Source organism: Anaerococcus rubeinfantis (assembly GCF_001487145.1).
Taxonomy (GTDB): Bacteria; Bacillota; Clostridia; order Tissierellales; family Peptoniphilaceae; genus Anaerococcus; species Anaerococcus rubeinfantis.
Window position 1 is genome coordinate 312,212 of sequence record NZ_LN913016.1, and the last position, 22,564, is coordinate 334,775.

Consider the following 22,564-nt stretch of genomic DNA (forward strand, 5'->3'; position numbering starts at 1 on the left):
AAATATGAGCAATTATTCTAAACAGTTAATTGAAAAATGTAAAAAAATGGGGGTTGATCTATACATTCAAGATACTAAACTAAAATACAGAACTTTAAAAAAAGATTTGCCGGAATCTTTATTAAAAGAATTGAAAGAAAATAAGAGAGATATAATTAATTATTTAAAACAAGAGGAAAATGTCGATTTAAGAATTAAAAATGAAAAATTCCCACTATCCGATATACAGTCAGCTTATTTACTAGGGAGAGGCGATGGCTATGAATATGGAAATACATCTTGTCACATATATCAAGAGTTTTTATATCCTAATTTAGACACTGAAAAAGTAGAACGAGTCTGGAATGCTTTAATTGAAAAACATGATATGTTAAGAGCTATTATTTACAAAGATGGTTTTCAAAAAATACAAGACAGTGTTCCACATTATAAATTGATGAAGGAATCTACTGAAAGCATTAGAAGGAAGTTAGAAAATAAAGTTTACGAGGTTGAACAATGGCCTATGTTTGATATAGGAGTTTCTGAAAAAGAAAAAAACTCTATTCTACATTTTTCGATGGATTTTATGATAGCTGATTGGTCAAGTATTTGGAAATTACTGAAAGAATTTGAGAACATATACTTTGATTTAAACATAGAGAAAGGCATAAATTTCAAGCCAAATATTTCTTTTAGGGATTATAGAAAAAAAGAAGACGAAAAGAAAAATTCTGATAACTATAAAAAATCATATCAATATTGGAAGGAGAAAATAACTGAAATAGATGGTCCACCAGAATTATATATAAATACTACTTACAATCGGGAAAAACCTTCTTTTAAGAGATTTAGTCTTTGTATAGAACCAAGTAAATGGGAAAATTTAAGAAAAATGACAAGAGAATATGGTTTAACTCCAACAGCTGTAGTTTTAGCTGCATATGCTGTTATTCTGCAAAATTGGAGCTACTCTAAGGACTTTAGCTTAAATTTAACAATATTTGATAGAAAAGAGGTTGCTGAATCACTTGATCACTTGATTGGCGATTTTACAAGTACATCTATACTATCAGTTAAAGAAACGGATAGAAGTTTTTATGAGTTTGCGAAAAGTATAAATAAGCAATTATTTGAAAATCTTGACAATTCAATTGTTTCTGGTGTTGAAGTTTTGAGGCAAATTTCAAAATTAGATGATGCTAGAAATTTTATTTTACCTTATGTTTTTACAAGTGCAATAGGGTTGATAAAAGATAGGCTGATTGGAGTGTATCAGTATGGCATAACCCAAACTCCTCAAGTGTTTATAGATTGTCAAGTTATGGACACTAACTTAGGCTTGCAAATAAATTGGGATGTAAGAGAAAACGTATTTAATCTAAAAATGATTAAATTAATGTTTAAATGTTTTGAGGAGATTTTAAATAATTTGGCTACAAATAAAGACACTTGGGGAAATTCTGTTTTTAATTTGTTATATGATACGAACATTGATGAAACCTATTATATTGGGAAACACTGCTTAGATAGACAAACTACAATTGAAGAAATATTGAATAGTTTAAAAATTTATAAAAATAAAGCGATAATAGAGAGCAAAGAAAAAGTATTAAGTTATTCAAGCGTATATGACATATATCTTAAAATAAGAAACAAATTAAAACTTGAAAAGTATTCCGAGAACAAAGTTATCATATTCATAGTAAATAGTAAGATAGAGGCTATGATTTCAACCTTATTAAGCACACTATTGAATATTAATTCGATTATAATATTCAATATAACAGATAAAGAGAGTGAAAAAACATCGATAAATATATGTAATGTCGATGAGAAAAAAGATATACAATGCGTATATGGAGAAAGAATTGAAGCTTGTTTGGTAGAGAAATATATAGATGAAGTTCATTGTAATAAACTGAATTCAGATAAAAATCACATTATTTTATTTTTAAGAGAAAACGAAATATTAAAATCTAAAAAATATATTAACGTTGAGGACTTAATAGAAAAAAATAAAAATCATAGTAAAGTCTATGAATTCTCTGAAGACGATCAATATCTTGATTTTAAAAGAAATTCGCTATATAAAACTATTATTAATTTAATAGGAATTGTTCGTACTGGAAGTACAATGACATTTTTGGATGACAAATCAGAAATGTCTGGAGAAAAGATGCATGATGTCGTAAAAAAGCATAAGATTAATATCTTAGAACTGGATAATGAATCAGCAAAAATGTATATCAATTATTTATTTAAAAATGGTATAAATTCACTTAGTGATTTAAGGACAATAATCATAGCAGATGAGAACGTAGATTTTAATGTAATGACTCAATTAAAGCAATTTTTTCCTAAAGCTAAAATAGTGAATATTTTTGTTGAAGATAGAATAGATGGCATAGGTTATGCATATTTTGATTATGAAATGTTTATAAAAGATAGTACTATATATCCATTTGATAAAGATAAAGTCTTTATACTTGACAGAAATCAAAATTTATGCTTGCCTTATTCTTTTGGAATACTATCTGCATTAAAAGAGAATTATCCTCAAGATGAGACGCTATCAAATTATATATATAACTCAAATTACTGTGCATATTATGACGAAAACAACCGTATTAAATTAAAAGGAAGTATAGATGAAAAAGTGAAAATTAAAAGGAGGACATTTAATCTTCAAGAAGTGAGAAGACAATTGATCAATGAGGATGGAATAGGTTCCGTTTATTTACATTTAACGAAGAAAAAAGATGCCAGCGATCTTAATGCTATCGTTACTCTAAAAGAAGATTATGAGTATAAAAACAAGAATAATAAAAAGATGGATTTAATTCATATTTTAGATGAAACAAGTAGAAAATATAAGCATGTTTTTAATGATGACAATTATAGTAAGATGTGCAAAAAAAGAGACATTATAGTAATGAATAAAATATTGAACATGCTAATCAAATTAAATATATTACAAGACCAAAGAGGAAGTTTTTTTGTCAACCATGCCAACTATTCTAACATAGATTCTAAATATGTATGGATGATTGATCGTTGGCTTTTTGAATTAGAAAATATTGGGTTAATTCGAAAAATAGACGATACTTATATAATAAATGAACATTTAAAGATGAATAATTTAGAAATAGAATGGGAAAAATTGTTTGATATGTGGAAGAATGAGTATGGAAACATAAATTTATTAAAATATATAAAAATTAATTCGGATAATATTTTAGACATTGCGAAGGGGAAAATTGATCCTGTTAAACTTTTATATCCAGATGCCTCAAATAGGTATACTGAAGCACTATATAGATTCAATTCTTCATCTAAACTTATTAACGATTACTTTATCAATGTGTTGAGATGGTATATGAAAAACTTCAACAAAGACAAAATTAGAATATTAGAAATTGGAGCAGGAACAGGCTCTACAACTAGAAAACTACTAGATGTTTTAAAAGGTGAGTCATATGAGTATCATTTCACTGATAGTTTAAAATACTTTTTCCCAGATGCTAAAAAAAGGTTTGGAAAAAAAGAGAATGTTTATATATATAAATATGATATTGACGAAGACCCTATTGCGCAAGGGATAAAGGAAAACTATTTTGACCTGGTAATAGGTGCTTATGTAATTGAAAATGCTAGAAACATAAAAGAAACTCTTATAAATTTGCGAAAAATCATATCTCCTAAAGGTTTTTTAGTATTCTCTGAACCAGCTGAGAATGAACCGTGGATTTTAACTTCTCAAGCATTCATGATGGAGCAACCTCAAAACGATGATTTAAGAAAATATGTATTTTTCATGAGTGCTGATAAATGGATATATGCGCTTGACAATATAGATCATTATTCGCAAACATTAAGTTTCCCAAATACTAAACTTATAAAAAACAATACAGGCGTCTATTTCTTTGTAAAACAATTTAAAAAGAATAAACAAGAAGTAAATACAGACGAGATAAAGAAACATCTTAAAGGAAGCTTACCGAGCCATATGATGCCAAACAATATTGTTCCGATTGAATTGGAACACTTATCAAACAATCAAAGCAATCAAGATATACAAAAAATAATAAAATCTTTTGAGTCAAGAAAACCAATGGAAGAAAATTTGTTGGTTAACATAGAAAATAGAGATATTAATACAATGCAAGCTGAAATAGTTAAAATTTGTTCTAAAGTTTTAAATCGAAAAGAAATTGACATCTATAGTAATTTTTATGATTTAGGAGCAGACTCTCTTTTGATTGCAAGGATTACAACGAAGATAATAAATCACATAGATTCTTCTATTCCGTTTGAAAAATTATTAAGGGAGATTATTAAAAATCCAACAGTCTATGAAATATCTAAACAACTCGAGCTTTTTAAAAGACCAATGATTAGGAACGATGAGAGAACACATTTAAACAAGAAGCCTCTTTTAAAAAGCGAAAGATATAAATGTGCAAATTCATCTGGCATTATGAGAATAATAGTATCTGGGGTTTCTGATTTTGGAACAAATCTTGATATCCTAGCATCGAAGCTAGCTGAACAAAGTCTGGGAGATATTGTATTATTAGAAATCCTAGATAAAGAACAGTTTTTGGAAATGACTGATAAAACAATGATAGAAAAGCTATCATATTTGTATTTTGATGAAATTGCAAAATACAACCCTAGTGTAGTACAGATAATAGGTCATAGTTTTGGAGGAATGATTGCTTTAGAATTGGCTAAGCGTTGCTTAGAATCAGGGATAGATGTTGTTAATCTATCCATGATAGAAAGCGGAATTATACCTAAAAATGACTATAATGACATTTATTTGGAAATGATTTTTATGCAATCGTACGGGTTACATGCAGAAGGCATTAATAGTCAAATGAAGAATATAAATAAAAAAACAACCATTGGGCAAATATTCAAGATTGAAAATCTTACAACACTTGAAGGATTCAATTGTAAAGATATATTGCTTTTGGATTTTAGAAAGATGAAATATCAAGAACGATTCAAACTGTATTCGGATATAGTATATCTAACTACAGGTAAATTAATAGAAAAAGAATTCTTAATGTTTTCATATAGAATTTTTAAACATACATTTGAAGCTCAAAAGTATGTTCCTGACCTATACTATGGAGATATAGACTATTACATTACAAAAAATAATTTGGGAGAATATAAGCATTTGGATTTGTTACTAAAAAATTTAAAAAATATCATCTTAGGCACTATTAATGTTTTTTACATTGATGGAAATCATTTTTCCATAATTAAAGATGAAGAATGTATTAATAAACTATCTTTGGCACTTCAATCCAATTTCAAGAAGTGTTTGTGATTATAAGTCTAAAATTTAAGCAAAGTTTAGTAAAATATGAGCAAATTGAAAATAATAAAATTTATGAAAAATTGAAGATATATAACAATAACAAAAGATATAGTGTTTTCAATCAACAAACAGCTTCTAAGTTTGGTATAAAACAATTTTTATAAATAACTTATAGGAACTTCATAAACGGTTATGAGACTAAACGACTTTAATAGCGAATGAATTTCATATAAGAGTTGACTTAAGTGAGAGGTTGTAATCTCTTGGAAGCGTTTATAATAGCAACTGATAGTGATAATAGTTATTGACAAAATAGTTGGGTAAGAATAAAATATATACAGAGAAAACTCTCGGTATATACATGTGAAGAAGGAGAGATAGTACCATGTCTAGGGTTAGGATGAACAAGGAAGAAAGAAAAAAGCAGATTCAGAATTATGCCATAGATTTGTTTTTATCGCAAGGTTTTAAGAACATAACGATGGATGAAATTAGAGAAGCAAGTGGTTTATCGGCAGGCGGATTATATCATCATTATTCTTCCACATATGAAATTCTATATGACCTTATGAAAGATGGAACTTTCTTAAGAGGGAAAAGTATTCAAAAGGATGTTGAAAGCTTTGGAAATACAATTAATCCACAGATTATGGCAGAGATATGGGTAGAAAAAATGCTAGCATATAATAAATATATTCCTGTATATGTCATGTTTTTGTGCGAAATAAAAAATGATGCAAAACTTAATAAGCTATATGAAAAATTAAAAGCAATGACGATACAAGAATTTAGTCAACTTTTAAGGAAGTTCAACTATATACCACCAACGGAGGAAGAATTTGATTTTCTGACGAACATTATTAATTCAAGCTTATTGGGATGTGAAATTTTAAATGCAAGAGAGAATTATCTTAAAAATAGAGAGTATTTGCTTCTTATGTTAGAAAGTTATTTTGCAAAAATTGAGAAAAAAGGAAAGGGGGGTTCCATTGAAAAATAATTATATGAAACGCCTATGGAAGCTGGCAAAAGGAGAACATAAAGGTCTCAAGCTTTCCGTTTTCTTGGCGGTTATTGGGGTCCTTTTAGGTATGTTGCCTTATTTTGGCGTAAGCAAAATTGTTTATGGTTTGTTTGTTGGAAATAAAGATTTTTCCTCCTACCTACCTTGGTGTTTTCTAATCTTGATTGGTTATTGCTTAAAACCAATTTTTTATGCCAAGGCCTTGGCAGAGTCCCATAAAGCAACCTTCTCTGTTCTAAGGAATGTACGAATCATGCTCTTGGAAAAGCTGCCTAAAATGCCTCTTGGTACGATTATTGATACCCATAGTGGTGATTTAAAGACAACCATTGTTGATCAAGTAGAAAAAATGGAGCGACCTTTGGCTCACTTATTGCCTGAGATGACGGCGAATATTTTAGGGCCTGTATCCATCTTCATCTATCTATTAATTTTAGATTGGAGAATGGCTTTATTGTCACTCATTTCAATTCCGGTAGGTATGTTTTTTATGTCATTGATTATGAAAGATTATGCAGAAGATTATAGTAAGTCGGTTGCGACCAATACCGAAATGAATAAAACAATTGTTGAGTATGTTGGCGGAATTGAAGTGATTAAAACTTTTAATCAAGGCGAAAAATCATATGGGAAATTCACCGAAAAGGTGATAGCTAATGCTTCGTTTTATTATCATTGGATGAAAAAATGTCAAATGCCGGTGTCCTTATCCAAGAACATTTCACCAACAACTTTGATTACGGTATTACCTGTTGGTTGGCTCATGTTTATTAATGGAAGTTTAGAGATGTCAACCTTTATTACGACCATCATCCTTTCCCTTGGTATAGCCGGTCCCTTACTAGCTGCTATTAACTTTGTCGATGCCTTAGCTCAAACAGGGACAACCGTTGGACGAATTGATGAAATCTTAAATGGGACAGAACAAGTCCATCGTATAGAAAGAGTTCATTTAAAAAATCATGATATTGCTATCAAGAATCTACATTTCTCCTATGAACCAGGAGAAGAAGTTATTAAAGGAATCGATATGGAAATTCAAGAGCGAAGTTTAAATGCCTTTGTTGGACCAAGTGGTTCAGGAAAGTCAACCATTGCCAAGTTAATTGCTGGTTTTTGGGACGTGGAACAGGGAGAAATATCGATCGGTGGAATTAATTTATTCAATATTCCACTTGAACAACTCTATGACTTAGTTGCTTTTGTTTCGCAGGATATTTTCCTTTTTAACGATACAATTATGGAAAATATTCGAATGGGCAAGCCTTCGGCTAGCGATGAAGAGGTGATTGAAATTGCCAAAGCTTCCGGTTGTCATGATTTTATTATGTCCTTAGAGCATGGATATCAGACCAAAGTAGGGAGTGGAGGAAATCATTTATCAGGCGGTGAAAAACAGAGGCTCACCATTGCTAGAGCCATGATAAAAGATGCTCCAATTATAATATTAGATGAAGCGACGGCTTATATTGATCCTGAAAATGAGCAAGTTTTACAAAAAGCAATTAATAAGCTTATTCAGGGGAAAACTATCATTATGATTGCTCATAGGTTATCAACAATAACCAATGCAGATCAGATCTATCTCATCGATCATGGCAAACTTGTAGCAAGTGGCAATCATGAAGAACTTCTTAAAGAAAATAAACTTTATCAAGCCATGTGGGAAGCACATATCTGTGGAAAGGAGGTGGCATAGATGTTAAGTGGACTTCGAAAGATATGGGCATTTGCAGATAAGGAACGAATAAATTTAAACAAGTCTGTTATTTTTGAATTTGTGTATGCCATCTTCAATATGTTACAAATAGGAGCCATTTACTTTGTGCTTCAAGCCTTGGTGACAAAAGATTTTAATTCCTTTATAGCACTGAAGGTTTTTCTTATGCTGTTGGTCAGTATTGTCGGAAGGTCTTCTGCCAACTATTTTGCTCAATTAGATCAAACGCATGCCGGGTATTTTATGGTAGCTAATCGAAGAATAAGTATAGGAAAAATGCTGAAGATGGTTCCAATGGGATTCTTTAATGAAAATAATATTGGAAAAGTGACTGGTGTTTTAACAACTGTTCTAGATGACGTTGAGAATACAGCTCCTATGGTTTTAGTTGTCATGATGAGTGGCTTCATTAACTCATTTGTGTTCACTCTGATGATTTTATTTTTCGAGTGGAGAAATGGGCTTATTGTTATAGCAGGAACGGTTTTATATCTATATATCACTTCTGTCATGGAAAAAAAGTCGAGGACACTTGCTCCAAAAAGGCAAGAGGCACAATCTCTTTTAGTTGAAACAATCTTGGAATATATCCAGGGAATGGCGGTCATTAAATCCTTTAATTTAACAGGAAAAGGAGACCAAACCGTACGTTCGGCACTAGAAGAAAGTCGCTCAGCCAATCTAGCCTTGGAGAAATTATTTACACCCTATACCATCGGGCAAGAGCTCGTTTTAAGAATTTCCAGTGTAGCCATGATTGTCTTTTCACTTTATTTTTATATCAATGGCACTATAGATTTATTGAAAGCAATTATGTGTATCATCATGTCATTCCTAGTGTTTGCAAGTATTCAATCCGCAGGATCCGCCATGGCGACATTAAGAGTTGCAACAAGTTCTATAGAACAAGTAGAAACAACAGAAAATATGCCTCAGATGGATATTGAGGGCAAGAAGATTACACCTCATCATACAGATATTGAATTCAATAATGTTAGCTTTTCTTATGATAAAATACCTATTTTAAGGGAGGTTTCCATTCATATTCCAGAAAAGGCTATGACAGCCATTATTGGACCAAGTGGATCTGGTAAGAGCACCATGTGTTCGCTTATTTCTAGATTTTGGGACGTGGATCAAGGCAGCATATCGATTGGAGATATCAATATTAAAAACTACACGCTTGAATCCTTAATGGATTTAATTAGCACCGTATTCCAAAATGTTTATCTTTTCCAAGATACCATTGAAAAAAATATAAAATTTGGCAAACCGCAAGCTAAGAAGGAAGAAGTCATAGAAGCGGCAAAAAAGGCTCAATGCCATGACTTTATTATGAATTTGCCAGAAGGCTATCAAACCATCATAGGCGAAGGTGGCACCTCTCTTTCAGGCGGAGAAAAACAAAGAATATCTATTGCCAGAGCCATGATAAAAGATGCACCCATAATTATTTTTGATGAAGCAACGGCCAATGTAGATCCTGAAAATGAGGATAAGCTTCAGAACGCCATGGAAAGTTTAACGAAGGACAAAACCGTGATTATGATTGCCCATCGATTAAAAACGATTCGAAATGCGGATCAAATTATTGTTTTGCGAGATGGGATAATTGAGGAGGTGGGAAAACATGAAGATTTAATTAGAAAAGAAGGCACTTATAAGAAATTTATAGAAGCAAGAGAAGAAACAGAAAGCTGGAAGATTAAACAAAATAAGGAGGATTTCAATGAAAAATCGATTAACAGCAAAGGATTTAATTAACGTAGGAATTTATACGGCTATTTACTTAGTCATATTTTTCGTAACAGGAATGATAGGGGCTGTGCCAATACTTTATCCTACCATATTTATATTAATCCCAATATTAACAGGTATTCCATTTATGCTATTTCTAACCAAGGTAGAAAAGTTTGGAATGGTATCTCTAATGGGAATCATTTTAGGAGTATTTTGGTATTTTATGGGTTACACTTGGTTAGCACCAGCCGTGTATATTCCAATGGCAATTATTGCTGATGTAGTTATGAATACTAAAAAGTATAAAAGTTTTAAAGTTAATACAATAGGATTTTGGTTGTTTTCATGTGCTGAGTTAGGCTGTCAGATGCCAATGTGGGTTATGGCAGATACCTATATGGAAGGAGTAAAACAACAAATGGGTGAACAATTTGCTACCGATTTAGCGAAATATATGCCACCATGGATGGGAATTGCTGCAATTGGCATCATGTTTGTTGGAGCAGTGATAGGTGCTAATATAGGCAAGAAAATGTTGAAAAAACATTTTGAAAGAGCTGGAATTGCTTAATGGAGGCTTACAAAACTTATGTTCCCCCAGTAAAGAAAGGCTTTTATTTAGATCCGAGAACAAAAATATTATTTATGATATTCATTAGCACAATAATGTTTTTTGTCTACGACAATATAGGTATAGATATAGCGATAGTTTCTATCGCTATATTCTTGCTTGTATCTAATAAAAATTACAAAGCTGCAGCCATATATGGAATTTTATTTGTTTTGGCTGTTATTTCAAGCAAAACTAAAAATATGTATGAATTACCATCCATATTAAACATGATTAATGTATTGCTCAACTCATTAGTCATAAGGCTTTTTCCTATTTTCATGATGGGATACTATACGATTAGTTCCACCAAACCAAATGAATTTATAGCAGCTATGGTAAAGTGGAAAATTCCAACTGCGTTTATTATTCCTGTTTCTGTAGTGTTTCGTTTCATACCTACTCTAAAGGAAGAAAATAAGGCAATATCAAATGCTATGCGAATGAGGGGGATACGTTTTAATAGTAAAAAAACAAAAGCCAATCCATCATTGTTTTTAGAGTACAGAATTATCCCGCTCCTGTTTTCTGTTGTCAAAATAGGTGATGAACTTTCTGCTTCAGCATTAACAAGAGGATTAGATAATGTTCAAGGCAGAACGAGCCTTGTTGAGGTTAAATTTAGCAAATATGATTTTTTGATTTTTCTATTGATTATAGGATTGATAGTTTGGTCTTTAGTATGAGGGGGAAAGAGATGATAAAATTTAACAATGCTAGCTTTACCTATAAGAGCAAAGAAAGACAAGGTGGCGTTTTTAATATAAGTTTATCCATTGAAGAAGGAGAATTTGTGCTACTAACAGGTGAGTCTGGATGTGGGAAAACTACTCTTACGAGACTAATTAATGGCCTTTCCTCTGAATATTATACTGGAGATTTACAAGGTGAAGTGGAGATCAATGGAGAAAAAGTAGGACAAACTAGCATTCAATCACTTTCAAAGGTAGTCGGCTCTGTATTTCAAAACCCAAAATCACAATTTTTTAATGTGGATTCTACAAGTGAAATAGCTTTTGGACTTGAGAATATGGGTGTTGATAGAATGGAGATGCTTGACAGGATAGGAAAAGTAGCTTATGCATTAAACATTCATGAACTGTTAGATAGGAATTTATTTAATTTATCAGGTGGTGAAAAGCAAAAAATTGCTTGTGCATCTACAGCTGTGATGGAAGCCCCTATTTTAGTTTTAGATGAGCCTTCATCAAATTTAGACATTGAAAGCATTGATGATTTAAAAAATATACTTAAATATTGGAAACAACAAGGCAAAACAATTATTATAGCTGAACATAGGTTATATTATTTAATGGACTTGGTCGACCGAGTTATTTATATGAAAGATGGTCGAATTAGCAAGGATTATAGCATTGAGGAATTTAAGGATATTTCAGACAAGAAGTTGCACGAGATGGGATTAAGATCTTCTCATATTCCTAAGTTTGAGAGTAAAGACATTGAGTATACCAATGAAATAGCACTTGATAATTTTTGTGTATATTACAATAAAGTGGTTGGATTAGAAATCAATCATCTAGATCTTCCTAGAAAACATATAATAGGAATTCTTGGGAAAAATGGTGCCGGAAAATCTACCTTTGCCAATTGTCTGTGTGGTATTGCAGAAGAATCAACAGGGATAATGACCTTAGAAGGAAAAAGCTACGATTGCAAAGAAAGGCTTGAGATTTCTTATATGGTCATGCAAGATGTGAATAACCAACTCTTTACAGAGAGTGTCAAAGAGGAAATTTCAGTTAGCCTTAGTTCAGATGAAATAAGTGGACAAGTAGATGAGATTTTAGCTCAATTAAATTTGTTGGAATTAAAAGAGCTCCATCCCATGTCGCTATCTGGAGGACAAAAGCAAAGAGTAGCTTTAGCTAGTGCCCTTGCTTCAAACAGTCGCATACTAATATTAGATGAACCTACCTCTGGTCTGGATTATCATAATATGTTAGATGTGGCTCAAAGTTTAAAGCAGATGAAAGATAAAACTATTTTCCTCATCACTCATGATCCTGAATTACTAAAGGAGTGTTGTGATTATTTTATTTTTTTGGAAAACGGACATGTGGAATGGTCAGGAAACTATACTGAAGAAAATATTCACAAATTAAATGATTTCTTTAAAACATAAAGACAAAAAAAGAATGTAGGAAAGATAAATGACAAAAGAATATTACCTTTATGTCGGTGGAAAAAAATCAAAGTAAGCGAGCAGATATACAAAATCTACTGGCAAGAAAGAGAACACGAAAAATATTTAGAGTAGGTGGACAAGAAAAACCACTTGCTCTTTTTTCGTCCCTAAATCATGATGGAAATCTTGAAGAAAATATAGAAGATAAAATTGTTGATGTATAAAAGGTTGTAGGTACACAAATGATGATTGAAGCATAAAAAATGTATCAACCCTTATCCTTTAATCAGGATTTAGGTTGATACAAAAAATTATTTACAGCCCCTTATAAGCATTAAGCGTATATTAAGTTATTTTTCTAAATCTTTAGTATTATCCTCGAGTTCTAGGAACTTATCAAAATCACTTTTGTAGAGTCTATCTTGTATTATTCTATATTTTTCAAATTCACTCTCTGCGTGTTTTTTAGCAAGAGCTGCAGAGACTTTTCCTGCATCATTTAAGATTTCTTTATCCCATAATTGTAAAAAGCCATTTAATCTTTTTTCCCAATCTTCCATAGTCATAGGGATATGTCTTTCTGCTTGCATTTCTGCCATGTCCAAATATGATGAAACAATTCTTTGCATTTGATTTAATTCTTCTTCGTTTAGATAATTTTTTGCAACGACTACATCATATTTATGAATTTTTGAATCTGGGGATCCTTCCCAAGTTGTAAGCCCCATATTTTTAGTTTTGTGATTGGCTCTATCTACAATTAATTCGGCTGCAGTTTTTCCATGAATTGCATAGTGCAATTTATTTTGAATAGCGGCAAAAAACCTTTTTGTTGCTTTTGCAGATGGATCATAGTCTAAAGATGTGGCATAAATATCTGTGATTTTTTGATAGAATCTTCTCTCAGATAATCTAATCTCACGAATTTTTACAAGTAATTTTTCGAAATAATCCTTGGTAAGCCTTGTGCCAGAATTTTTTAGTCTTTCATCATCCATTGCCCAACCTTTAATTGTAAAATCTTTTACAATTTGATTTGCCCACTTTCTAAATTGGACGGCACGTTCATTATTTACTTTAAACCCTACTGCAATAATTGCTTGTAGGTTGTAGTGTTTTGTTTCTCTTGAAACATTTCTAGAACCTTCTTTTTGAACTATTAAGAAATTCTTAATAGTTGCTTCTTCTTGTAATTCATTGTCATCAAATATTTTTTTTAAGTGCTGATTTATTGCTGCAGTACTGACATCATAAAGAGCTGCCATCATCTTTTGAGTTAGCCAAATATTTTCATCTTCATATCTAATTTCGATAGCTTCTTGATCATCACCGTTAGCTGCAATAAAAGTCAAGTATTCAGCAGCAGATGATCTAATTTGAAGTTCTTTTTTTTCTTGATTTTCGTCTTTGTTTTTATCCATTTCTCTACTCATAATTTCCTCCAAGTATAAATTTCATTCTACCTTTAAACACTGGAATACTAATCAAGAATACAATTACATAATGTATAAAGGAATTTATCATCATACTTTTTGTGATTGGTAATTGATGGTAAGTTTGACCTATTATTTTAAAAGCGGCTAGAGTGTTTGTTATAAAATCAAGTGCCAACCATAGGGCAACTGATGATCCTATAAAAGCAATTATATAGTTTAAAAACCTGCTAACCTTTGGTAGCTTTCGATTTATTAAAACTAGCAATATTCCATAAAGTATTACTACTGTGATTGAAAGGGGAATAGCTAATTTGTTATCTAACTTATCTTTTATGGATATATAAAACCCTAAACCTACAACTATAAAATCAATCAAAAATGCTGAGATTTTTACAGAGTAGGTAGAGATGAGATAGTAGAAAACTATTCCAGAAAGGATTAATAAAAAATATCCTGCAATAAAAATTCCCATAGAGTCTCCTAATAATAATCATTATGTTCAGGGCGATAATTTTTAAGAAAATCTCCCTGAGGTATATTAACATTAACTGGTTTATTAAACTTGCCCATTTTTGCTAACTCAGAAATTTTTAGATTTAGTAAATTTATATCTACGCCTAACTGTCCAGCGATTTCATAATCACAAACTTGATCATTGATATTATCTAGGATATCTTCATCACTTATTAATAAATGAGCTGCAAAAATATTAGCTTCAGTTTCAAATTTATTTGTAGGGTTTAGCACTGTTTGGTCATGGAAAGCTCCGCCACTCATACAATAATCTCTGTGAAGTTGATCGTGACCTAATTCATGTGCTAGTATAGTCTTTCTATTAAAATTTGTGTTGCTACTGATAAAAATAAATCTGTTCCTTTGAATATAATGGTACATTCCTAAAAGTATTTTTGTTTCAGGTAGATATACCAGGTTAATATTCAAAGCTTCTATTAATTCGATAGGATCTCGTGTCTTATATTTTTTTATAAGTCGATTAACCTTATCATATATATAGCGATTCATGCTCATAAAATCACCTAATCTTTTTTCTTGCGACCGTATTTCTTGTTTTCTCTTTTAGCCTCCCAATAAGCACGAGTAATAGCTTCAAAAGCAGCATCTTTATCTTCGTCAGAAATTTCTCCACCTGCAAATAAAGAACTTAGACCTTCAGTTAATGCTCTAGCTTTTTCTAATTCTCTTTTGCCACCCATGTTATAAACTCTATTTAAAAACTCGTCACTTTCTTCTAAAAGATAATTGTAATCACAGTCCATAACTTCAGCTATTTTTTTGTAAACCTCGACATCTCTTGGGTATCTTTCTCCGTCTTCATAATGTACAAGAGTTCTTGTACTTATTCCTATCATTTTTGCAAAATCTGCTTGACTTAATTTTTCTTTTTCACGAAATTCCTTTAATCTATCCGCAAAAGCCATAACTTTAACCTCCTGAACTAATGTGCATTTATAACTTTTAATACGAACAATAGTGCTTGAATTATTTTTCAATTTGAGATATAATACAAACTGAACTTATATTCATATTATAGCACAAACATTCAAGTTTGTAAATAAGTTGTATTGGGGTGATTAGATTGAGAATAAGTAAAACTTTAAAGAATATAATGGACATGTATGCAGATAGTAACTTGAAATATGAAGAGATTAGTTCAGCTGCAAAACTTATTTTAAGTTTATATAGACAAGTTACCTGGGCAGTAGATAGTAGGGCAAATTTTATGATGTTTGAGAGTAAAGAAAACTATGGATCAACTTCAGAATCTGCTTACTTGTATCTTTCTACATTTGCTCCAGAAAGAGTTGAAGAAAAGTTTAATAACAGAGTAGCCAATGTAATGGATAGCAAGCTTATGCTTTTAATAATTTATGACGCTTGTGTCAGGCTAAAAGTATATCCAGAGTATGGAGAAATCTATCATAAGATTATTTATAACTACTACATTTCTGAAAAAAAGATTACTGATGAAGCTTGTATGAGAAGTGTGTCTTTAGAGAGAACTGTTTATTATCAAAGAAAGAAGGAAGCAATTGCATTGGTAGGTGTAATAATTTGGGGATATACTTTACCGACTGCTATTAGCCAACTTAAAGACGGTCGTAGCATTGAAGAAATAATGAACATCTAAGAAATTAATTTATGACGTACTTATTGCGTACTATTTCCGAATGAAAAAAGTACCATATACGAATTTTATGTGTACTTAAGTGCATATATAATATCCATGATGGGTGGTTTGCACCTAAATTTAATATTGGCATTTATTGACTGAAAGAATTTATTTTCTTTCGGTCTTTTTTTATGCCCAGGAGAATATATGCATAGAATTAGAAGTCCTCCTTGTGTGAATTTCATTTTCAAACAAAAGAAATTCATGTCAACAAGGAGGAAAAATTAATGGACAAAGAATATTATTTATTTGTAGAAGGAAAGAAAGTATTTGTTAGCAAGGAAGTATATCTTGCTTATCATAGTGAATTGAACAAAGAGAAATATCAAACGAGAAGAGACAGGTTAAATAACTGTTTCTTTTTTTGTTCCTATGATCATGATGGTAATTTTGAAGAAAATTTAGAAGATCTGGAATTTGATGTTGAAAAAATTATCGAAACAAAGGAAATGATTGAAGAAGTAAGAAGAGCTATTTCTAAACTCAATCCTGTTGAAAGGGATTTGATAGAAAGTCTTTTTTATAAAGAAGAAACAATTAGAGAAGTAGCCGCTAAACTGAATATTTCTAATCCAGCCGTTATTAAAAGGCGTAATAAAGTCTTAGAAAAACTAAAGGAAATGTTAGAAGACTTTTAGATGACAGTTACCAAGAGGGTCTAATTTTCACTGTTACTTATGCAGTGGGAATTGGACCTTTTCATTTAACCAAATTTATTTTTGAAAATTGGTTAGCAAGAAAGGCTTCTTTTCACTGTTAAGTATAAGAGGGTAATTTTAAACAATTTTGTTTCATCAAGATAAGTATTTTCTGATGGTCAAATTTTAAAAAGATTAATAACTCTCAATAAATTTTGAACCTTAACAACTGAATAGACCAAGACAAGACATTAATCATTTTTGGAGCGTGATAACCTATCCGCCAAGATCTTTCTGCTGAATAATTCGGCAAAACAAGTACTGCTAAGCTAAAAGCAAGGGAAGAAGAAAGGGAGCGATAAGTAAGAGTTTGAATATAGGGAGGGATACCCTATTCGCTACGAAGAAAATGAGGATAATGATACTTCTAAGGTTGAAGCCGGCTCATCCTGAATAGAGGCGGAGGTGAGATTCCTATGTTGCTAATCCAAGGCACTTGTCAATGTCAAAAAACTTTAATTTTATATTGTGAGGTAAAACCTATGAATACAAAAGAAAAGAAGAAATATAAACCTAAAGAGCAAATATCAAAAGAAGATTATTCTAAAAAAATTACTTACACTCAAAGTGATAAAGAGTCCCTAGACTTACTAGATATTGTTGAACTTTATTTATGTAGAGCTTGTATAAGACTATAAGCTGGGGTGCTGACTTAAAAACTTGGGTGCGGTAAAATATAAGTGGTAGAAGAACTCCTTAATGACTATTTGCCCAAATACAAATTAAGGAGGTTTTGTGATGGAAAAATTTGCTTGTATGTATCTTCGTTTATCGAGAGAGGATGGAGATAGCACAGAAAGTAATTCTATTTCAAATCAAAGACAGATTATTAAATCATATGCAAGGGACAATGATTTTAAAGTTGTTGCTGAATATGTAGACGATGGCTTTTCAGGATCTAATTATGACAGACCAAAATTTAAGAAGATGATTCAAGATCTTGAAGAGAAGAAGTTTAAAACAATTATTGTGAAGGACTTATCCCGTTTTGGGAGAGATTATATCGAATCAGGAAAATATCTACAAAAGATATTTCCAGAAAAAGGTATAAGGTTTATATCCGTAAACGATAACTATGACAGTGAAAATGCAGATGTAAGCGATACACACCTAATTCTTCCAATAAGGAACTTTATTAATGATTCTTATTGTAGGGATATTTCTATGAAGGTTAAATCTTCCAAAGAAATTAAAAGGAAGAATGGTGAATTTATTGGTGCATTTGCTCCTTTTGGTTATAAGAAGGATTGCAAAAACAAACATAAGTTAGTCGTTGATACAGAAGTTTCGCACATAATTGAAAGAATCTTCAATATGAAGATAGACGGTTATTCGTCTAAAGCTATTGCAGATTTTTTAAATAGCATAGGTTGTGTAACACCATCTAAGCATAAAGAAAATTCTGGCGATAATCATACTACTGGTTTTATTATTAAAGACTCTAAATGGGACGCAAAAATGGTCAATAGGATTATTACAAACAAGGTCTATATAGGAGTGCTTGAACAAGGAAAAACTAGAAAACTAAATTACAAGTCTAAGAGAGAAGTAGAAGTAAATGAAGAAGATTGGATTGTAATAAACGACTCTCATAAGCCTATTATTTCAAAAAGCATTTATGCTTTGGCTAATAAGATGATGCTACGAGATGTAAAGCAATCGGCAGATATACCACATATTTTATCAGGAATGCTTTATTGCAAAGATTGTGGATCTTCAATGGTTAGAAGAAAGGTTAAGTCCAAGAATGGATATAATATTTTTTATATTTGTTCTCACTATAATAACAAAGGAGATTGCACAAGACATAGTATAAAAGAAGACTATCTACTGGATATAACTCTTTTTGCACTTAAAGATTATTTAAAAAAATATAATGAATTGCTAAGTCAAGTTAATAAGTTAGATGTATCAAAAGTTACATTTAATATTGACTTTGAAAGCTTAAACTCAGAAAAGAGAAAGTATGAAAGACTTAGACAATCTTTATATATGGACTTAGAAGATGAACTTATAACTTCTGAAGAGTTTGAAAGGTTCAGAAAAAATTATCTTATTAAGATCAGGGAAATAGAGAAACAAATTGCTACAAAGAAAAATATACTTGCTAACTTGCAAGAAAAGATGAAAAACAAGGACAGTTTGGTTTCCGAAATTGTTCCCATTGATTTAAGCAGTCTAAATAGACTAACAATTGTATCTTTTATAGATAGAATTGAAATCGGAGAAAACAATGAGATTAATTTTGTCTTTAATAATTTGGAAACAGTTAACTTACTGAAGACCCTTATAAAAGAAGAAAGTGAAAGCAAGTCCGAAGTAAAGAAGAATTTGAATTCAATAAATAAGGTATTTGGAAATTCTCTTGAAAATAAGACTCCAATGCAATTAGTTGGAGGTGTTTTATAATGGCAAGAACTTCCAAAAGATATATTGAAAAGAAAAGCGAAAAGACAGAAAGAAAAGTATTTAAGGCCGGAATTTATACAAGACTATCTAACGAAAGAACAGAAGAGTGGAGAGAAAAATCATACTCAATAGAAACTCAAATCCTATCTTGTAAAGAATATGCATTAAAAGAAAATATAGATGTATTAGAAGTTTACACTGACTATGAATATAGTGGGACAAACTTTGAAAGACCATCATTTCAGAATATGATGCAAGATATTAGGGATAGAAGAATCAATTGCATTATTATCAGAGATTTATCAAGACTTGGAAGAGAATATCTCGAAATGGGAAGATTGATTGATAAAGTGTTTCCATTTCTAGGTGTTAGATTTATTTCAGTTAATGATAAATTAGACACAGTTAAAGAAACAGACTCAAAGAAATCTTTTGAGGTTACACTTAAAAATATTATCAACGATATGTATGCTAAGGATATTTCAGTTAAGATAAAAACCTCAAAACACAATAGGGCAAGAAACGGATACTTTATTGGTTCTGTTCCACCTTATGGATACAAGATTAAAAAATCTAAAGAAGGTCAAAAACTTGTAATTGATGAAAATGTTAGATTTATTGTTGAAGAGATGTTTGATTTAACTCTTCAAGGCAAAAGCCAATATGAAGTCGCAAAGCATTTTAATGAAAAGGGATATGCTCCTGGAATGATTTACTATAAAACTGGGAGAATTTACAGAGAAAATGATGATCCTGAATGGAATAAAGGGACAATTTCTAAAATGCTAACAAATCCAGTTTATACGGGGACTTTAGTACAAGGAGTTAAGCAACAAAATCTAGCTAAAGGAATTAAACAACATTTTGTAGATGAAAGTCAGTATATAATTTGTGAGAATGCACATGAAGCAATCATTTCTAAGGAAGTTCACGAAAGAATATTACAAGAAAGACGAGAGAGAAAGAAAAATCATGTTTTCAGTTCGCCAATGCACAATTTTGAAAACAGGGACTACGAGAACAGATTTAAAGGTCTTGTAATCAATAATAATACTGGCAAAGAACTTAATAGAAGAACTCGTATCTATGGTAAGAATAGAGATAGACTTTACTATTCATTTCAGAACGAAAGATTTAGCGGAAGTATAAAACCTGAAAAATCAGTATTCATTATGGAAAGAGATTTAGATCAGGCTATTAGTGATAAGATTTCTGAGTTTATTATTAAGACAACTAGCAAGACAAAATTTGTTAACCGAATTAAAGCTAGATTTAATAAAGCAATAGATACTTTTAATACAGACATAGAAAATCTTAAAAGAAAAAATCTAAATGAAGAAAATATCATTCAAAGAGCCTATGAAGACTACAGTCTAGGTAAGATTGATAGAGATGAGTATCTATTAAGAAGAGAGATTGCTCAAAGTCATATGGCTACATTTGATAACGAGATTTCAGCAATTGAAGTTAATATATCAAAACTTAAAAAAGAAAGAATAAAATCAACAAAATGGATAAATGATTTATATGCTTCAAAGAATTTGGAAAAGCTACCTGGAGATTTAATCCATAGCTTGATTGAAAAAATAATAGTTTATGATAAACACGAATTTGAAATAGTCTTTAAATTCAATATAGATAATTTAGTAGGAGGAACAGACGATGAGTAAGATTGCTCTTTATATCAGATTATCCGTTGAAGATATGATAAAGACTGATGAAAGTGAAAGTATCATAAATCAAAGAGCATATCTAAATGATTATCTCGATAAGAATGAAGAATTTAAAAACTTCACAAGAGAAGAATATGTTGATGACGGATATTCTGGAACAAATGAAAATAGACCAGCCTTTCAAAGAATGCTTGAAGATGTAAAGAAAAATAAGATCCAGACGATAATTGTAAAAGACTTGTCCAGATTTATGAGAGATTATATAACACTTGGAGATTATCTTGAAAATATATTTCCATTCCTAGGAGTAAGATTCATTGCCATAAATGATGGCTATGATAGCAACAAAGAAAAGGGAAATGGAACAGATTTAGATATTCAATTCAAAGGACTATTATATGATTTCTATACAAAAGATATTTCTGAGAAGGTAAAGTCATCTATGACCACACTTAAAAAGCAAGGAAAGTTTTTAGCTTGGAGTCCACCATTGGGATATATGAAAGATCCTAATGATAAACATAAAATCATAGTTGACGAAGAAACTGCTTGGATAGTAAAGAAGATTTTTAAACTTGCACTTGATGGTATATCTTCAAGAAATATAGCTAAGATATTAAATGAAGAAAAAATTCCAACACCATCAAAAAGAAAGAGCGAATTAACAAATCTTGATTTCGAATATTCAATAATTAGAACTGAGAAAAAACCTAGACCAACTTGGACTAATGGCAATGTAATAGATGTATTAGCAAATGAAAATTACACTGGAACTTATACTTTCAATATGCAAGATAAGTCAGTGTTAAATCCATCTTCCTTTAAATTCAAACCAAAAGAAGAGTGGGGAAGAGTTGAGAATAACCATGAAGCTATTATATCTAAAGAAGACTTTGAAAAAGTTCAGAAGATTAAAGAGAAGAATCTATTTATGAAAGGTAAAAACACCGATTATGAATGGAGGAAAAAATCTCCACTGCAAGGTTTTGCAAAATGTCCAACTTGTAAGCACATTCTAGGCTGTATTCAATCTAAACACAAAAGACCTGATGGAAGTCTTAGAGTACACACATATTTTACTTGTAGGATATGTAAGTGTAATAATGTAAAACACAAGAACTCAAGAGCAGGAAGCCTTGAAGAGCAAGTATTTGAAGCAATAAAGGAAAAATATGGTCTAGAAGATTCGAACAAAGATGAAAAAATAAAAATTAAACCTATGGAAAAATCTATCGAAGATCTTGAAGCTAAGAAAATGCAAAATTTTGAGAAGTATAAATTAGGCAAGATGAATAGACAAAAATTCATTGACTCTAAAAATTTGATAGATGAAGAAATACAAGCAATAAAAGAAAAAATACAAAAAGCAAAAGAAGAAAAAGAAATAATAGACAACACTAAACTTACCAGAGAATTGATGGAGAAATATATAGACTCAGTATTCTGTGAAGGAAACGAAGTGTTGAACATAATATGGAAGTAGTAAAGGGAGTGAGCAATCACTCTCTTTTAAATTACATAACAATAACCTCTTTTTTGTCATAAGCTTGACATGAGAGGGTGGAGCTGGTTTATTTGCAGGTGTGCTTTCTAAGTTATCGGG

The 22,564-nt window shown here is 30.9% G+C and carries 17 protein-coding genes and 1 pseudogene; 14 read left to right on the forward strand and 4 right to left on the reverse strand.

Features of this window, described 5'->3' with window-relative positions; genetic code table 11:
- Positions 1–4: 4 nt before the first annotated feature.
- The 8 genes and pseudogenes from BN3265_RS02360 to BN3265_RS02395 all read left to right on the forward strand — a co-directional run.
- Positions 5–5,323 carry a condensation domain-containing protein gene (locus tag BN3265_RS02360; protein WP_058989963.1) on the forward strand — a complete coding sequence of 1,773 codons (5,319 nt, stop codon included), beginning with the start codon at positions 5–7 and terminating at the stop codon, positions 5,321–5,323.
- 376 nt (positions 5,324–5,699) lie between these two features.
- Positions 5,700–6,314: a TetR/AcrR family transcriptional regulator gene (locus BN3265_RS02365; RefSeq protein ID WP_058989964.1), complete on the forward strand. Its 615-nt coding sequence runs from the start codon at positions 5,700–5,702 to the stop codon at positions 6,312–6,314.
- 4 nt (positions 6,315–6,318) lie between these two features.
- Positions 6,319–8,037 carry an ABC transporter ATP-binding protein gene (locus tag BN3265_RS02370; RefSeq protein WP_058991280.1) on the forward strand — a complete coding sequence of 573 codons (1,719 nt, stop codon included), beginning with the start codon at positions 6,319–6,321 and terminating at the stop codon, positions 8,035–8,037.
- The gene (locus BN3265_RS02375; protein ID WP_058989965.1) at positions 8,038–9,822 is read left to right on the forward strand and encodes an ABC transporter ATP-binding protein; all 1,785 of its coding nucleotides are present in this window, start codon (positions 8,038–8,040) and stop codon (positions 9,820–9,822) included. It abuts the gene before it with no gap.
- Complete coding sequence (locus tag BN3265_RS02380) at positions 9,788–10,369, forward strand: MptD family putative ECF transporter S component (RefSeq protein WP_058989966.1); 582 nt, start codon at positions 9,788–9,790, stop codon at positions 10,367–10,369. The genes BN3265_RS02375 and BN3265_RS02380 overlap by 35 nt, the downstream gene beginning before the upstream one ends.
- A complete protein-coding gene (locus BN3265_RS02385; RefSeq protein ID WP_058989967.1) occupies positions 10,369–11,094 on the forward strand; it encodes an energy-coupling factor transporter transmembrane component T in 726 nt (241 codons plus the stop codon). Before BN3265_RS02380 ends, BN3265_RS02385 begins: the two co-directional genes overlap by 1 nt.
- 11 nt (positions 11,095–11,105) lie before the next feature.
- The gene (locus BN3265_RS02390; RefSeq protein WP_058989969.1) at positions 11,106–12,551 is read left to right on the forward strand and encodes an ABC transporter ATP-binding protein; all 1,446 of its coding nucleotides are present in this window, start codon (positions 11,106–11,108) and stop codon (positions 12,549–12,551) included.
- Positions 12,552–12,579: 28 nt separating this feature from the next.
- Positions 12,580–12,775: pseudogene (locus tag BN3265_RS02395) on the forward strand (sigma-70 family RNA polymerase sigma factor); the annotation flags it as partial.
- 129 nt (positions 12,776–12,904) lie between these two features.
- Here BN3265_RS02395 and BN3265_RS02400 read toward each other — a convergent pair.
- The 4 genes from BN3265_RS02400 to BN3265_RS02415 are packed head-to-tail and all read right to left on the reverse strand — an operon-like array spanning position 12,905 to position 15,429.
- Positions 12,905–13,987, reverse strand: coding sequence for a virulence RhuM family protein (locus BN3265_RS02400; RefSeq protein WP_058989971.1), 1,083 nt, complete (start codon positions 13,985–13,987; stop codon positions 12,905–12,907).
- Positions 13,980–14,462 carry a ligand-gated ion channel gene (locus tag BN3265_RS02405; RefSeq protein ID WP_058989972.1) on the reverse strand — a complete coding sequence of 161 codons (483 nt, stop codon included), beginning with the start codon at positions 14,460–14,462 and terminating at the stop codon, positions 13,980–13,982. The genes BN3265_RS02400 and BN3265_RS02405 overlap by 8 nt, the downstream gene beginning before the upstream one ends.
- 8 nt (positions 14,463–14,470) lie before the next feature.
- Complete coding sequence (locus tag BN3265_RS02410) at positions 14,471–15,019, reverse strand: ImmA/IrrE family metallo-endopeptidase (protein WP_058989974.1); 549 nt, start codon at positions 15,017–15,019, stop codon at positions 14,471–14,473.
- 8 nt (positions 15,020–15,027) lie between these two features.
- Positions 15,028–15,429, reverse strand: coding sequence for a helix-turn-helix domain-containing protein (locus BN3265_RS02415; protein ID WP_004026815.1), 402 nt, complete (start codon positions 15,427–15,429; stop codon positions 15,028–15,030).
- 188 nt (positions 15,430–15,617) lie between these two features.
- Here BN3265_RS02415 and BN3265_RS02420 point away from each other — a divergent pair, with 188 nt between their 5' ends.
- From BN3265_RS02420 to BN3265_RS02445, 6 genes are all read left to right on the forward strand, one after another.
- A complete protein-coding gene (locus tag BN3265_RS02420) occupies positions 15,618–16,139 on the forward strand; it encodes a hypothetical protein (RefSeq protein ID WP_342411873.1) in 522 nt (173 codons plus the stop codon).
- 269 nt (positions 16,140–16,408) lie between these two features.
- Positions 16,409–16,819, forward strand: a complete 411-nt coding sequence (locus tag BN3265_RS02425) for an RNA polymerase sigma factor (protein WP_058989976.1) — start codon at positions 16,409–16,411, stop codon at positions 16,817–16,819.
- Positions 16,820–17,295: 476 nt separating this feature from the next.
- On the forward strand, positions 17,296–17,517 hold the full coding sequence (locus BN3265_RS09535) for a hypothetical protein (RefSeq protein ID WP_000924587.1): 222 nt from the start codon (positions 17,296–17,298) through the stop codon (positions 17,515–17,517).
- Between the two features lie 100 nt (positions 17,518–17,617).
- The gene (locus tag BN3265_RS02435; protein ID WP_058989979.1) at positions 17,618–19,288 is read left to right on the forward strand and encodes a recombinase family protein; all 1,671 of its coding nucleotides are present in this window, start codon (positions 17,618–17,620) and stop codon (positions 19,286–19,288) included.
- A complete protein-coding gene (locus tag BN3265_RS02440; protein WP_058989981.1) occupies positions 19,288–20,958 on the forward strand; it encodes a recombinase family protein in 1,671 nt (556 codons plus the stop codon). The genes BN3265_RS02435 and BN3265_RS02440 overlap by 1 nt, the downstream gene beginning before the upstream one ends.
- Positions 20,951–22,444 carry a recombinase family protein gene (locus tag BN3265_RS02445; RefSeq protein WP_058989983.1) on the forward strand — a complete coding sequence of 498 codons (1,494 nt, stop codon included), beginning with the start codon at positions 20,951–20,953 and terminating at the stop codon, positions 22,442–22,444. Before BN3265_RS02440 ends, BN3265_RS02445 begins: the two co-directional genes overlap by 8 nt.
- Positions 22,445–22,564 lie beyond the last annotated feature (120 nt).